The organism is Streptomyces sp. NPDC039480 (assembly GCF_055597165.1).
In genome coordinates this window covers 67,311-80,622 of sequence record NZ_JBVITX010000017.1, presented here as the reverse complement: position 1 = coordinate 80,622, position 13,312 = coordinate 67,311, and the positions used below count along the sequence as shown (strand labels likewise).

Genomic DNA, 13,312 nt, shown 5'->3' with positions numbered 1-13,312 from the left:
GGGCGGCAGCGGTCACGGCTTCTCGGTCAGCCACAGGCGGTTTCCGTTCACTTCCTTGGCGGGCTTCTCCCAGACGCCGGCGATGGCCTCGGCCAGCTCCTTGACGTCCGTGAAGCCCGCGAACTTCGCGTCGGGCTTGGCCTCGCGCATCGCGTCGTGCACCAACGCCTTGACCACCAGGATGGCAGCCGCCGCGCGCGGTCCGTCATCGCCCCCCGCCTTGCGGAAGGCGTCGGCGAGGGCGAGCGTCCAGGCCTCGGCCGCCGCCTTGGAGGCGGAGTACGCCGCGTTGCCCGCGGTCGGCTTGGACGCGCCGGCCGCGCTGATCAGCAGGTAACGACCGCGGTCGCTGCGCCGCAGGCCCTCCTCGAAGGCGAGGGAGGTGTGCTGCACGGTGCGGATCAGGAGGTTCTCCAGGTGGTCCCAGTCCTCGAGCCTGGTCTCGGCGAAGCTCTTGCTGCCGCGCCAGCCGCCCACGAGGTGCACCAGGCCGTCGATCCGCCCGAACTCCTTCTCCGTGCGCGTCGCCCACTCACGGGCGGCACCCAGATCGAGGAGGTCGACCGTGTCGCCGACGACGGTCGCACCGCCGTGCGCGTACCGCGCGGCGTCCACGGCCTCGGCGAGGCGGGTGGGATCGGCGTCCGATGCGACGACCGTGGCGCCGGCCTCCGCGAGCCTGAGCAGTGTGGCGCGTCCCGCGGGTCCGGCCGCGCCTGCGACCGCGACGACGGCTCCATCGAGTGCGGACATGGTCCTCGCCTCCTCCTGGCGGCCGCTCACGCGGCGGCCTTCTCGGCGCTCGTGGAAGCGGTGATCCCCTTGGTGGAGGCGATCACGTGCTTCAGCTTCTTGGAGAGCGCCTCATAAAACATGCTGAGCGGAAACTCGTCGGGAAGCACCTCGTCGACGAGTTTGCGCGGCGGCAGCGACGTGTCAAGGGCGTCCGGGCCCTTGGCCCAGCGCGAGCCGGGGTGCGGGGCGAGGTAGGTGGACACCAGGTCGTACGCGGCGAACCAGTGGACCAGCTTGGGGCGGTCGATGCCCGCGCGGTAGAGGTCCTCGATCTCGCCGCAGAGCTGGTTGGTGACCTCCGGCGCGCGCTGCCAGTCGATCCTGAGCTGGTTGTCGGTCCAGCGGACCACGTCGTGCTTGTGGAGGTAGGCGAAGAGGAGCTGGCCGCCGAGTCCGTCGTAGTTCTTCACGCGGTCGCCGGTGACCGGGAAGCGGAACATCCGGTCGAAGAGGACGGCGTACTGCACGTCGCGCGCCTGCGGGACGCCCTCGGCCTCCAGCTTCACGGCCTCCTTGAAGGCGGTGAGGTCGCAGCGCAGCTCCTCCAGGCCGTACATCCAGAACGGCTGGCGCTGCTTGATCATGAAGGGGTCGAACGGCAGGTCGCCGTGGCTGTGGGTGCGGTCGTGGACCATGTCCCACAGGACGAACGCCTGCTGGCAGCGGTCCTGGTCGCCGACCATCTCGCGGATGTCGTCGGGCAGTTCGAGCCCGAGGAGGTCCACGGCGGCCTCGGTGACGCGGCGGAAGCGGGCCGCCTCGCGGTCGCAGAAGATGCCGCCCCAGGAGAAGCGCTCGGGGGCCTCGCGCACGGCGATGGTCTCGGGGAAGAGGACGGCGGAGTTGGTGTCGTACCCGGCGGTGAAGTCCTCGAAGGTGATGCCGCAGAACAGCGGGTTGTCGTAGCGCGTGCGCTCGAGCTCGGCCAGCCAGTCGGGCCAGACCATGCGCAGCACGACCGCTTCGAAGTTGCGGTCGGGGTTGCCGTTCTGCGTGTACATCGGGAAGACGACCAGGTGCTGGAGGCCGTCCCTGCGGTTCGCCGCGGGCTGGAAGGCGAGCAGCGAGTCCAGGAAGTCCGGCACGGCGAAGCCACCATCGGACCAGCGGCGCAGGTCCGCGACGAGCGCGCGGTGGTACGCGGCGTCGTGCGGCAGGAGCGGGGAGAGCTCCTCGACCGCTGAAATCACGCGGTCCACGGCGAGCTCGGCGATGCTCTTCGCCGGGGCGTCGGCCGCCTCGAAGTCGATGGATCCGTCGGGCGACTGCCAGGGCCGGATGTCCTCCACGGCACCCTTGAGCACCGGCCACGCCGGGTGGTCCACCACCCGCTCACCGGGCTCGGCGGCGGAAAGAACCGCGCCCTCCGTGCCCGACTGCACAAGAATTTCCGTCATGCCCCATCCTCCCCGGGAGAACCTCACGTCAGGACACCGTATGCATGCGAGGTTCTCCGGGACAAGGGGGGTCTCCGTAAATTATCCTGCGCCACCCCCACTGGCACCGCTGTTTTTCCTGCCGCCCGCCGCAGACTCGATTGCTTCTGCCGCTTCCTGTAGTGCCTTCGCCGCATCGGGGAGTACGTGGGGGAAGCCGAGGAAGCCGTGGAACATGTGGGGGTAGTGGGCCGGGGTGACGTCCACTCCGGCTGCCCTCAGGCGCTCGGCGTAGGCCAGTCCCTCGTCGCGCAGCGGGTCGCAGCCGGCCGTGACGAGGTGCGCGGGCGGCAGTCCGGTGAGGTCGGCGGCCCGCAGCGGCGAGGCGAGGGGGTGCGTGCCGTCGCCGTCGGGCCCGAGGTACTGCTCCCAGAACCAGCGCATGTGCGCGGCGGTCAGGAAGTACCCGTCCGCGTTCTCCCGGTAGGAGACGGTGTCCTGGGCGGCGTCCAGGGCGGGATAGAGCAAAACCTGCAGCGCGACGGCGGGTCCGCCCGCGTCCCGCGCCCTGAGGGTCACGGCGGTGGCGAGCCCGCCCCCGCTGCTGTCCCCCGCGGTGACGAGGGCGCCCGGGTCACCGCCGAGAGCGGCGCTCTCGTCGGCGGCCCAGCACAGTGCCGCGTACGCGTCGTCGACGGCTGCCGGGAACCGGTGTTCAGGGGCGAGGCGGTAGCCGACGGAGACGGCGACGGCACCGGACCGGGCGACCAGACCGCGGACCGTGGCGTCGTGGGAGTCGAGGCCGCAGAGGGTGTAGCCGCCGCCGTGGAAGAAGACGACGGTCGGGCGGGGGTGGTGTGGGTGCTGGTGTGCGTCCGGGGTCGGGAGGTAGACGCGTACGGGGATGTCGGGGGCGCCCGGCGGGCCCGGGATCGTTCTGTCGGTGACCGTTCCGACGGCGGGCGGTGTCTTGCCGGAGGTGGGTGCGGCGGCCAGGATCCGTCGGGCCTCGGCTGCGTCGGTGACGGTGCCGCCTAGGTCGGGGAAGGCGGCGGTCAGGGCAACTACGAGGGGGCGGGCGCGGGGGTCGAGGCGGTCCGGGGGCCCGGTGGGCTCGGGCCGCATCAGGTCAGGGCCGGACCGGCCGCCGCCGCTTCCCGTTCCTGGGCGCGGAAGTGCGGGATGACCTTCTCGCCCCACTGCCGCAAGGTTTCCAGGCAGGCCTCCTGCGGGACGGTGCCCATCTGGACGAGGCACATGATCTCGTCGGCCCCGGCGTCGCGGAGCCGCTCCACATAGGCGATGGCGTCGTCCGCGGTGCCGTACGCGTGGTCGGCGTTGAACGTGGCGGTCGAGGTGGGCCGCACCGGGATGTTCTGCTCGTGCAGGCGCGCCACGACCTGCTCGGCGGCCCTGCGCATCTCGGCGGCCTCGTCGCTTCCCTCGACGACCGCCTCGTCGGGTATGCCCGCGCCGCCGTACCAGTGCCCGATGGACTGCGCGAAGAACCGCTGTCCGCGGATGCCGACGCGGCGCGCCGCCTCCCCGTCGTCGAGCACGATCGTCGGACAGAGCACGGAGAAGTGGTCGTTGACGACGCTCGACACGAGGCGGGCGTCGGTGCGGGCCGCGACGGCCGCGTCGTACGCCTGCCTCATCGCGGCGATCGACTCGGGCCCCGCGAAGCCCATCACCAGGGCGCCGATGCCGAGTTCGGCCGCCTGGGTCAGTGTCTCGGTCCTGCTGCACGCGAGGAAGAGCGGCGGGTGCGGGGTCTGCTTCGGGCGCGGCAGGATCGGGTGCGGGCCGATGTCGAGGAGCTCGCCGTGATGCTCCAACTCCTCCTTCTCCCAGGCCTTCCCGATGATCCGCAGCGCTTCCTCGACCTCTCGGGCCGTACGGTCCCTGTCGACTCCGCAGAGCGACGTCTCCTGCTCCGTGCCGCCACGCCCGGCACCCAGGTCGAGCCGCCCTCCGGAGAGCAGGTCCAGCATGGCCGCGCGCTCGGCGACCCTCGCCGGATGGTTGAAGTTGAACGGCATACAGACGACGCCGTGGCCGATCCGGATGGTGCTGGTGCGGGCGGCGACCCAGGTCAGAAAGATTTCCGGCGCGCTCATGTGCGCGTACCACTTGAGGGAGTGGTGCTCGACCGCCCAGACGCGGTCGAACCCCATCTCCTCCGCGAATACGGCCTGTTCGACGCTGTCGTGGATGACCTGATGCTCACGCTCGACGGTCGGATCGGCGAGCTGTGCCTCGAAGATGACGGAGAACTTCACGTGCCCTCCAGGGAGTTGTGCCGGTACGGCATGGCCCTTGGTGTTTCGATTAGTCATATGACTAGCCGTCAGGTCGTGAAGTCGCAAGGGCTAGGGCGCGGTGTTCGCGAAGGGGGCGCCCGGTGCGAAGGCTCGGGTCGCGAAGCGTTCGCCTATGCGTCGGTGGGTTGTGGCGTCCGGGTGCAGGTCGTCGGGGAGGGGGAGTTCCTCGACGTCGTCGGGGCCGTACAGGTCGCGGCCGTCGAGATAGTGGAGGTTCGGGTCTTCGGCGGAGCGCTGCTTCACGATGCGGGCGAGCTCGTCGCGGATGACGTTGAGAGTGAGCTTGCCCATCGCCCGTTCCGCGGGGTCGCCCATGGCCTTGAAGCGGAGCCGCCCCTCACCGAAGTCGCTGAAGTCGGGTGCGCTGGGCCCGGGGGTGTCCTCGTGGATGGGGCACAGGATCGGCGAGACGACCAGCAGGGGCACCTGCGGGTGACCCTCGCGGATCGTGTCGAGGAAGCCGTGCACGGCGGGGGCGAACGCGCGCAGCCGCATCACGTCGGCATTGACCACATTGATGCCGATCTTGACGCTGATCAAGTCGGCGGGGGTGTCCCGCAAGGTGCGTGCGGTGAACGGGTCGAGCAGGGCGCTGCCGGCCAGACCGAGGTTGATCAGCTCCACACCGCCCAGCGACGCGGCGAGCGCGGGCCATGTGCTGGTGGGGCCCGCGGCGTCGGAACCGTGGCTGATCGAACTGCCGTGGTGCAGCCACACCTTGCGGCCCGGGTCGCGTGCGGGCTCGACGGGGGCGTCGGTGCGCAGGGCGATGAGCTCGGTGGTCTCGTTGTGCGGCAGCCAGATCTCGACGTCCTTCATGCCGTCGGGCAGCGCGGTGAAGCGCACGGTGCCGGGCTCCCCGGCGGTGCGCTCGGCGGTTCCCGCGGTCATGTCGATGGTCAGGACGTTGCCGCCCGTCGCGGTCGCGCTGCCCGCCGGGCGGCCGTCGACGAGCAGTTCGTAGACGCCGTCGGGGCGGGGCGGCGCGCCCACGTAGAACCGCTTCGTGGGCAGCGTGTCGAGCTCGATCGCGGTGGCCCGGGTGCGGAACGCCAGACGTACGCCGGAGGGCTGGGACTCGGCCATGGCGAGCTGGCCGTCGGTGTTCTGGGCGCGGGCCCAGGCGGGGAGCCGGTGCGGGAGCACACCGTGGTCGGTGTGCTCCACGTCGAGCGCGCCGCGCAACAGCTCGGCGGTGACGGGCGTGGTGGTCCAGTGGTGATGGTCGTTATGCATTGCCTCAACCTGTTGATCAAGTGTGTGGACTGGACGGTCAGACGGACGGGGCGGGCCAGTTGCGCAACAGGGCGTCAAGGGCGTCAAGGGCACGCGTCCATGACTCCTGCGAGTCGGGCGCGCTGTGGCTGAACCCGCCCGCGAGCTCCAGGCTCACGTAGCCGTGGAAGACGCTGCCGAGGAGGCGGACCGCGTGCGTCTGGTCGGGTTCCGTCAGGTCGTATCCGCGCAGGATCGCCCGCGTCATCTCCGCGTGCCGGCCACCGGCGCTGGCGGCCGCCGCCTCGGGGGTGAGCCGCAGCTGGGAGGCGGCGTAGCGGCCGGGGTGCTCGCGGGCGTAGTCGCGGTAGACGTTCGCCAGGGCGACCAGCGCGTCCTTGCCCGCCCGGCCCGCCAGGGCGTCCGCACCCCGGTCGGCGAGCTCGGCCAGGGCGAGCAGGGCGATCCCGGTCTTGAGGTCCTGGGAGCTCTTCACGTGCGAGTACAGGCTCGCGACCTTGACGTCGAAGCGGCGGGCGAGCGCCGAGACGGTGACCTGGTCGAAGCCGACCTCGTCGGCCAGCTCGGCCCCTGCCCGGACCAGACGCTCCGTGGTCAGCCCTACGCGCACCATGACGTTCCCCTCTCTCGGCATAAGCGATTATGCAGTTGCCTAAAGCTTTTAGGCAACTGGTCGCGCCGATTAGGGGGCGTCCAGAGTGACCGTCCCGGCGGTGAGCAGCCGGTCGGCCTTGGCCATGGCGGCGACCAGCCGGGCACGGCCCACATGGTTGTCGTGGAGCGCGCCCAGCGGTCGGCGAGTGGCTGTTCAGGGTCAGGGCACCGTGATGTGGCCGGGGGCGGGCAGGCGTGGGGCGGTGGCGGGCTCGTTGATGTCCGCGAGGGCCATGAAGAGCAGGGCGACGGCCAGGGCGCCGGGGTCCGGGACGCCGAGCGCGTGGTCGCCCACGTAGCTGGCGCGGCCGCGCCGGGGGCGCAGGGACGCGGTGGCCAGGGCGCCGCGGATGGCCGCCTGGGCGGCCTCGGTGAGCGGAGCCTCGGCCTCGGTGGTGTCGCGTGCGGCCGCCAGGGACTCGGCGGCGGGCGCGAGCGCGTCGACCAGCGTGCAGTCGCCGGGCACCGCGCCGCCCACCCGGTGGATGGCGGCGTGCCCGGCCGCGGCGGCCTCCGCGAGCGCGGCGACCGACGGTGCCCCGCCGTCGGCCGGCGACGCGGCGGCCAGGTGCTGGAAGAGGAGCCCGAACAGGGGCCCGCTGGTGCCGCCGACGTCGTTGAGGAAGGCCTCGGCCAGCGCCGTCGTACCGTCCACGCCGGTCTCGTCGGCCAGCTTCACCGCACGGCGTACACCGCCCGCGAGGTTGTCGCCGAAGTCGCCGTCGCCGACGAGCTGGTCGAGCTTGGTGAGGTTGTCGCGCACCTGCGTGACGGTGAGCGCGTAGCGGTCGAGCAGGGCGCGGTCGCCGCCCGTGCGCGGCGCGGGTGCCGGGGAGCTCGCGGACGTCCGCACCGGCGACGCGGGCTCGCCCGGGGCGAGCGAGGGGCGCGGCAGGACGAGCGGGGTCCGGGTGGGAGCGGTCCACAGGTCGGCCCACCCGTCCTCGAGCCGCGTGAGGGTGAGCGAGAAGCCGGCCATGTCCAGGGCGGCGGTGAAGGTGCCGGGGACGACGAGGACCGGCCGGAGGCCGCGGGCGGTGAGCTCGTCGCTCAGCAGCACGGCGATGGCGTTGAGCTCCAGCTCGGTGGTGGCGCCGAGGCCGTTGACGAGGGCGAGCACCTCGTCGGGGCCGTCGGGCAGCGCGTCAAGGAGGTCGTCCGTCATGCGCCGGACGAGGTCGCCGGTCGCGGGCCTGGCGATGGTGCGGGTGCCGCGCTCGCCGTGGATGCCCACTCCGTAGTCGAGGGTTCCCTGCTCCAGCGCGAACGCGGGGCTCACCGTCGTGGGCGACGTCTGGGCGCGGGCCGCGACGGCGATGCTGCGGGACCGGGCCACGATCCGCCGGCCGAGCTCGGCGAGCTCGTCCAGCGTGGCGCCCCGGTCGGCCGCCGCACCCAGGAGCTTCTCGACGACGACCGTGGCCGCGGTGCCCCGGCGGCCGGTCGCGCTGTCCGCGCTGTCGGTGGCCAGATCGTCGTCGACCAGCACCGTGGCGACGGGGATCCCGTCGTGCCGCAGGCGCTCCGCCGCGATCTGGAAGTTGATCACGTCGCCGGTGTAGTTCTTGACGATGTGGAGGACGCCGCCGCTCTTGGCGGCCGCCGCGCTCGCTTCGTAGATCTGCCGGTTGTGCGGGGAGGCGAAGATCTCGCCGGGACAGACGGCGTCCAGGCCGCCCCGCCCCAGGAGCCCGGTGTGCAGCGGCTCGTGCCCGGAGCCGCCGCCGGAGACCAGGCCGACCGTGCGGGCCGGGTCGGCGTCGCGCGCCCGCAGATAGAGCGGGCTGCTGTTCACCTCGATCAACCCGGAATGCGCCAGGGCCAGCCCGCGGGCGGCGGTCAGCACGGCGTCGGTCTCCGGCAGGAAGTGGCTCATCGGGCTCTCCGTAGGTGTGCGGTGGTGCGTGGCGTACGCGGGCGACCGGGCATGCGTACGACGGGCATGAGACGTACAACGTACGACTGCTCCCGCCACCCGGCACCGCGGAGTTCCGGCCGCACCGGGTGGCGCGGCGCTCACCATGGCCCTCCGCCCCACCCCAAGGTCGGCACGCGCCGATACCGGCACTCTCGCGTTCCGGTCGTCGGGACGTTGTGCGAGGCTGACACCGTGCACCGGCGCGGGCGACGATCCGCGACGGGCGCGCGGCACTCTTCGTACGACAGCCCCATCTTTGCGAGGTCTTTACAGTTGCTGGACGCGCGACGCGAGGATCTCGGACGAATGCTGCGTGCCTGGCGGATGGCGCGGGACCCCGCGCTGCTGCCCGGCCCCGTGCCCTTCCGCGGCCACCGGAGGTACCTCACTCAGCTCGATATGGCCCTGCTGCTCGGGGTCTCCGAACGCTGGTACCGCGCCTTGGAGCGCGGCGAGGACCGCAAGTACGCGCGGGAGATGATCGCCGGTGTCGCGCGCATCCTGGACCTCTCACCCCCGCAGGCGACCGCCCTGTATCGCGGCACCGGTCACCCGCCGCCGCGCCGGCGAGCCGAGGGCGCGCGGCCGGACGCCGCGCTCCTTGAGCTGATGCACCAGCAGCGCCGGGTGAGCTGGCTCTGCGACGAGGCCTGGGACGTGGTCGCCGCCAACGCCGTGGCGGCGCGCCACTGCCCCTGGCTGGCCCGTGCCGATGCCAACGTCATGACCTGGGCGTTCTCCCCGGAGGCGCGGTATCAGTTGCGCGACTGGGACACGAAGTGGGCGGCCCCGCTGCTCGGTCGGCTGCGCCTCGCCTGGCAGCGCCGGCCGGACAACGAACGCCTGGACGAGGTGGTGCGGACCGTGCGGCGCGAGCCGGGCGTCGCCGAGCTGTGGGAGCGTACGGCCGACGTCCCGGATCCTGCCGACGACGCGGCACTTCCCATGTACTTCCCGCTGGTGGCGCCCGACCCGGTCGACGTGCGCGTCGCGGCCTTCGGCCGGTTCGGCGACACGTCGCTGTGCTGGCTGGTCCTCACCCCGGTGGACCCGGCCGTCACGTTTCCCTGAGAGGTGTGACCCAGATACGGGCCAAAGGGGCAATGAGTTGATCTTGAGGCCCTGATGGACATCCGGGCTCACTTGGTGCTGTCGGATCTGCGGGACGGGGACGCCGTTGGTCCGCAAGGACCGGGCGCAGGCGGCCATGTCGCCGTCGACCACCTTGGGCCTGCCGCCGTGTCGGCCGCGTTCGCGGGTGATGCGGGTGCTGATCTTCTTGTCTCGGGTACCGCGGCGTCGATTGCCGGGCCCATCTCCCACGCGCGGCCGGGGCCGCGGTCGGCGGGAGTCTTCACCTCCAGCTCGGCGCGGAGCTGGGGGGTGAGGGTCCGCGATCTCTCAGAACTCCTCATTTCTGCGAAAGGAGTTCATCGGACAGGCCGAGGTGGCGGCGGAGTGCCTGTCGGCCGAGGAGGGTGACTGCGACGGCACGCGTGGTACCTATGGGAGTGATCCAGCCCGTGTCGAACGCGTGACGGCACAGGGCGGCGCCGACGGCGCCGGCCAGGTGGGGGCGGCGTTCGGTCCAGTCCAGGCACGACCGTACCGATGGTCGGGGCGTGCCGGTCGGGACGGTGATGCCGAGATCTTCGAGCCAGGTCGCTCCGGCGCTGGTGAGCCCGAGTCCGTTCGCCAGGTCCAGCAGCCTTCGGTCGAGCATCGCATCGGTGATGGCGACTCCGACGGTCCCGGCGAGGTGGTCGTAGCAGGTACGGGCGTGGGCGAGGGCCTGACGGCGGCCGGACGCCGACAGGGAGCGGGGTGCCGGGGTGCGCTCGGGTGCCATGGAGGCGAGGCTCTCGATCAGCTCGGCTACGTGCGGACCGGCCAGACGCACGTAGCGGTGGCGGCCCTGCCGTTCCTCAGCCAGCAGGTTTCCGCGGACGAGCGCGTGCAGGTGCTCAGTCGCGGTCGAGGGCGCCACCCCCACGTGACGCGCCAATTCCGTCGCTGTCCAAGCCCGGCCGTCGAGCAGGGCCAGACAGAAACCTGCCCGCGTGCCATCGGCCAGAAGCTTTGCCACGGTAGCCAGGTCGGGACCGGCTACATGTGCACGCTGCGTGTCCATGCGGTCCATTGTCCCTTGTGACACTTCGGCCCCGGCCGAAACAACCGGACCCTAGGCTCCGGGCCATGAACACGGCACCCCCCAGCACCCTGCCCGCACAGACAGTCGCCACCCACCTGGAGATCGAGCCGAGCATCCTGTACTTCGGGACGCCAGTGGTGCTCCTGTCGACAGAGAATCAGGACGGCTCGTTCAACCTTGCCCCGATATCGTCCGCATGGGCCCTCGGGAAGACGGTTGTGATCGGACTGGGCCGTGAGGGGCAGACCGCGTACAACCTCGGCAGCCGCCCCGACCTGGTCATCAACCTGCCGGCCCCCGCCCAGTGGCCGGCCGTGGAGCGGCTGGCGCCACTGACCGGCCGGGATCCGGTGCCCTCCAGCAAGCCCAAGGGCTGCCGCTTCGAGCCCGACAAGTTCGCCGCCGCAGGCATGACCAGCGAGCCCTCCCATCGGGTCCGGCCGCCTCGCGTCGCCGGATGCCCGATTCAGCTGGAGGCCCGTGCCGAACGGGTACAGCCGGACGTCTCCGGGGACTTCGTCATCGTCGAGGCAGTCGTGTGCAAGGTGCACGCCGACTCCCGGATCGTCGTTCCGGGCACCGACCACATCGACCCCGCCGCATGGAGCCCCCTCATTTACAACTTCCGCCACTACTTCGGACTCGGCTCGGAACTCGGCCACTCCTACCGCACCCAGACACCCCGCAGCTCCGAGGGGCCTGCCGCAGAGCCCGCACTCGCCGACACGGCGCCCCACTGAGATCAGGCGGCCCGGCCGAAGCCGACGGCAGCAGGGCCCTGGTCCCGCAGTGCAGTGAAGTCGACGTCCAGCTTGGAGTCGTACGCGTCGGGCCGGATGCCGAGTTCGTGCGTGGAGTACTCGCCGAACCGGTTGATGTGCTCGGTCAGGCAGGGCGAGATGTGGGCCAGGTCCTCCGGGGTGATCTCCCAGCCCTCCTCCAGCAGCTGCCGGACGATTTCCGCGATGTCCAGGGCGTTGTGGCGGATCACCGCGTTCGTGAGCAGGGCGTTGAATTTCATCGCCTTCTCCTGCTCGACGGGGTCGTTGTCGGCGACGACGCCGCGGTTGCCGAAGCCGAGCCACTGGGAGAAGCCGTTGAACGCCTCGAGCTTGTTGGTCGCCGCGGTGCCGAACGGGTGGTGGGCCGGTCCCTTCAGGGATTCAAGATCAACGCATTGCCCCTTTGGCCCGTATCCGGGTCACACCCGCCTGAGGCCCGTGCGAGGGTCCCGCCCTGCCCGGCGGCGGGCCCGCGACACCAGCAGCACGATGCCGAGGACCGCTCCCGCCCCGGTGTACCCGACGACCATGTCCGGCTCGGCGGGGGACTCGCTGATGTGGGCGACGCCCTGCGCCGACACCCAGACGCGGTCGCCGGTGATGCTGCTCGTCCCCTCCCCCTCCTCGTCCCACACGCCGTCCTCCGGGACGCCCCGGACGGCGCCGCGCACTGTGCGGCCCTGTGGGTCACGCCACGCGAAGTGGTCCAGTTCGTCCCCTTCGGTGACTGTCGCCCAGTACCCGGAGAGGTAGGTGTCGGTGGCGACGAGCGCGTGGCGCAGCGGTACGGCGAAGGCCACCAGGACAGTCGCCCACACCGCTACTGCCAGCATCTTGCGGAGCCCGCTCCTGCTCCCCCGCGTACGCCGACCAGCACTCACACCCTGTCTCCCGCCCCACGGTCACCTGCAGCCCCGCCCGGGTGTCACCATACGGCCGTCAGGCAGGCAGGCCGGCGAGCCAGGCGACCAGCAGACGGTTGACCTCCGCGGGGCGTTCCTGCTGGAGCCAGTGGCCGCAGCCGTCGAGGATGTGCGAGGAGCGCAGGCCGGGCAGCGTCTCGGGGAAGGCCGCGATCGCGTCGGCGAGCCAGGTCGTCGAGGCGTCCAGCGCGCCGCCGATGAACAAGGACGGCTGGGTGAGCGGGGCGCCCGCGAAGCCGGGGGTGAGGTCCTCCCAGTCGCGGTCCATGTTCCGGTAGCGGTTGAGCGCGCCGGTCAGGCCGGTCCGCTCGAACTCCCCGGCGTAGACGTCGAGGTCGGGCCCGGTGAGCCAGCCGGGCAGCCGCCCGTCGGGGAACCGGTCCCGCAGCCGTCCGCCGCGGCTCGCGAAGTGCGGGTCCGGCGCGTCGGGGCCCGGCATGGTGTCGCCGGAGAACGCGGCGTAGAAGCCCGCGAGCCAGCCCCGGACGTCGGGCTCGATCTCGGCCTCGGCGCGGCCGGGCTCCTGGAAGTACGCGACGTAGAACTCGTCGTCGCCGCCCATGCCCGCGAACACCTCGCTGGGGCGTGGGCCGCCCGGCGGCGTGTAGGGGACGCTCAGCAGGCCGACCGCGCGGAAGACGTCCGGCCTGACGAGCGCGGCGTGCGCGGCCACGGTCGCGCCCCAGTCGTGTCCGACGATCACCGCGGTCTCCTCGCCGAGCGCGCGTACCGCCGCGACGCTGTCCTCGACGAGGTCGAGCATCCGGTACGCGGAGATCTCCGCGGGCCTCGACGAGCGGCCGTAGCCCCGCACGTCGACGGCGGCCGCGCGGTACCCGGCCGCGGCGAGGGCAGGCAGCTGGTGGCGCCAGGAGTACCAGGACTCGGGGAAGCCGTGCACCAGCAGGACGAGGGGGCCCGTGCCCTGTTCCACCAGGTGGATCCGGCCCGCCGGCGAGGGGACCATGCGGTGGGTGCGGTCGGTGGCGGTCGGTGGCTGGGTCGGGGACATGAATCCTCCTGGCGGCATGGGCCCTTGGGGGCTCCGGCGGCGACTCCGGGCACGATCATGCGGGGCGGGCCGGCCGCGGGACGACGTTCTTTGCCGTTCCGGCAAAATCCCGGCACGGTGGTACGGGCTGCGGTACGGGC

The 13,312-nt window shown here is 71.9% G+C and carries 13 protein-coding genes; 2 read left to right on the top strand and 11 right to left on the bottom strand.

The window, feature by feature from the left end:
* Positions 1-12: 12 nt before the first annotated feature.
* The 7 genes from ACZ56E_RS37525 to ACZ56E_RS37495 form a co-directional block, all read right to left on the bottom strand.
* Positions 13-753, bottom strand: coding sequence for an SDR family NAD(P)-dependent oxidoreductase (locus ACZ56E_RS37525; protein WP_468605686.1), 741 nt, complete (start codon positions 751-753; stop codon positions 13-15).
* A 26-nt stretch (positions 754-779) separates the two neighbouring features.
* Positions 780-2,192, bottom strand: a complete 1,413-nt coding sequence (locus ACZ56E_RS37520; protein ID WP_471221376.1) for a DUF6421 family protein — start codon at positions 2,190-2,192, stop codon at positions 780-782.
* An 81-nt stretch (positions 2,193-2,273) separates the two neighbouring features.
* Entirely contained in the window at positions 2,274-3,296 is a 1,023-nt protein-coding gene (locus ACZ56E_RS37515; protein ID WP_471221374.1) for an alpha/beta hydrolase, read from the bottom strand.
* On the bottom strand, positions 3,296-4,453 hold the full coding sequence (locus ACZ56E_RS37510; protein ID WP_471221372.1) for an LLM class flavin-dependent oxidoreductase: 1,158 nt from the start codon (positions 4,451-4,453) through the stop codon (positions 3,296-3,298). The genes ACZ56E_RS37515 and ACZ56E_RS37510 overlap by 1 nt, the downstream gene beginning before the upstream one ends.
* Before the next feature lie 90 nt (positions 4,454-4,543).
* Positions 4,544-5,731 (bottom strand): GDSL-type esterase/lipase family protein, encoded by a 1,188-nt coding sequence (locus tag ACZ56E_RS37505; RefSeq protein WP_471221370.1) that lies wholly within the window; start codon positions 5,729-5,731, stop codon positions 4,544-4,546.
* 37 nt (positions 5,732-5,768) lie between these two features.
* Positions 5,769-6,344 carry a TetR/AcrR family transcriptional regulator gene (locus ACZ56E_RS37500; protein ID WP_471221368.1) on the bottom strand — a complete coding sequence of 192 codons (576 nt, stop codon included), beginning with the start codon at positions 6,342-6,344 and terminating at the stop codon, positions 5,769-5,771.
* Positions 6,345-6,545: 201 nt separating this feature from the next.
* Positions 6,546-8,261: a dihydroxyacetone kinase family protein gene (locus ACZ56E_RS37495; RefSeq protein ID WP_471221367.1), complete on the bottom strand. Its 1,716-nt coding sequence runs from the start codon at positions 8,259-8,261 to the stop codon at positions 6,546-6,548.
* 348 nt (positions 8,262-8,609) lie between these two features.
* On the opposite strand from ACZ56E_RS37495, the gene ACZ56E_RS37490 reads away from it, so the two are divergent.
* Positions 8,610-9,374 carry a helix-turn-helix domain-containing protein gene (locus tag ACZ56E_RS37490; RefSeq protein ID WP_471221365.1) on the top strand — a complete coding sequence of 255 codons (765 nt, stop codon included), beginning with the start codon at positions 8,610-8,612 and terminating at the stop codon, positions 9,372-9,374.
* 340 nt (positions 9,375-9,714) lie between these two features.
* Here ACZ56E_RS37490 and ACZ56E_RS37485 read toward each other — a convergent pair whose 3' ends face one another.
* On the bottom strand, positions 9,715-10,443 hold the full coding sequence (locus ACZ56E_RS37485) for an ArsR/SmtB family transcription factor (protein ID WP_471221363.1): 729 nt from the start codon (positions 10,441-10,443) through the stop codon (positions 9,715-9,717).
* 56 nt (positions 10,444-10,499) lie between these two features.
* On the opposite strand from ACZ56E_RS37485, the gene ACZ56E_RS37480 reads away from it, so the two are divergent.
* Entirely contained in the window at positions 10,500-11,195 is a 696-nt protein-coding gene (locus tag ACZ56E_RS37480; protein ID WP_086806519.1) for a flavin reductase family protein, read from the top strand.
* Between the two features lie 2 nt (positions 11,196-11,197).
* Here ACZ56E_RS37480 and ACZ56E_RS37475 read toward each other — a convergent pair whose 3' ends face one another.
* From ACZ56E_RS37475 to ACZ56E_RS37465, 3 genes are all read right to left on the bottom strand, one after another.
* The gene (locus ACZ56E_RS37475) at positions 11,198-11,614 is read right to left on the bottom strand and encodes a Tn3 family transposase (RefSeq protein ID WP_471221536.1); all 417 of its coding nucleotides are present in this window, start codon (positions 11,612-11,614) and stop codon (positions 11,198-11,200) included.
* Positions 11,615-11,656: 42 nt separating this feature from the next.
* Positions 11,657-12,070, bottom strand: a complete 414-nt coding sequence (locus ACZ56E_RS37470) for a hypothetical protein (protein ID WP_471221361.1) — start codon at positions 12,068-12,070, stop codon at positions 11,657-11,659.
* A 106-nt stretch (positions 12,071-12,176) separates the two neighbouring features.
* Positions 12,177-13,172, bottom strand: coding sequence for an alpha/beta fold hydrolase (locus ACZ56E_RS37465; RefSeq protein ID WP_471221359.1), 996 nt, complete (start codon positions 13,170-13,172; stop codon positions 12,177-12,179).
* Between the last annotated feature and the right edge of the window lie 140 nt (positions 13,173-13,312).

What these genes read in the sequence shown, in the direction of transcription:
- ACZ56E_RS37525 (WP_468605686.1), bottom strand. Translation starts at nt 753, where the DNA reads ATGTCCGCACTCGATGGAGCCGTCGTCGCGGTCGCAGGCGCGGCCGGA.
- ACZ56E_RS37520 (WP_471221376.1), bottom strand. Translation starts at nt 2,192, where the DNA reads ATGACGGAAATTCTTGTGCAGTCGGGCACGGAGGGCGCGGTTCTTTCC.
- ACZ56E_RS37515 (WP_471221374.1), bottom strand. Translation starts at nt 3,296, where the DNA reads ATGCGGCCCGAGCCCACCGGGCCCCCGGACCGCCTCGACCCCCGCGCC.
- ACZ56E_RS37505 (WP_471221370.1), bottom strand. Translation starts at nt 5,731, where the DNA reads ATGCATAACGACCATCACCACTGGACCACCACGCCCGTCACCGCCGAG.
- ACZ56E_RS37500 (WP_471221368.1), bottom strand. Translation starts at nt 6,344, where the DNA reads ATGGTGCGCGTAGGGCTGACCACGGAGCGTCTGGTCCGGGCAGGGGCC.
- ACZ56E_RS37495 (WP_471221367.1), bottom strand. Translation starts at nt 8,261, where the DNA reads ATGAGCCACTTCCTGCCGGAGACCGACGCCGTGCTGACCGCCGCCCGC.
- ACZ56E_RS37490 (WP_471221365.1), top strand. Translation starts at nt 8,610, where the DNA reads ATGCTGCGTGCCTGGCGGATGGCGCGGGACCCCGCGCTGCTGCCCGGC.
- ACZ56E_RS37485 (WP_471221363.1), bottom strand. Translation starts at nt 10,443, where the DNA reads ATGGACCGCATGGACACGCAGCGTGCACATGTAGCCGGTCCCGACCTG.
- ACZ56E_RS37480 (WP_086806519.1), top strand. Translation starts at nt 10,500, where the DNA reads ATGAACACGGCACCCCCCAGCACCCTGCCCGCACAGACAGTCGCCACC.
- ACZ56E_RS37470 (WP_471221361.1), bottom strand. Translation starts at nt 12,070, where the DNA reads ATGCTGGCAGTAGCGGTGTGGGCGACTGTCCTGGTGGCCTTCGCCGTA.
- ACZ56E_RS37465 (WP_471221359.1), bottom strand. Translation starts at nt 13,172, where the DNA reads ATGTCCCCGACCCAGCCACCGACCGCCACCGACCGCACCCACCGCATG.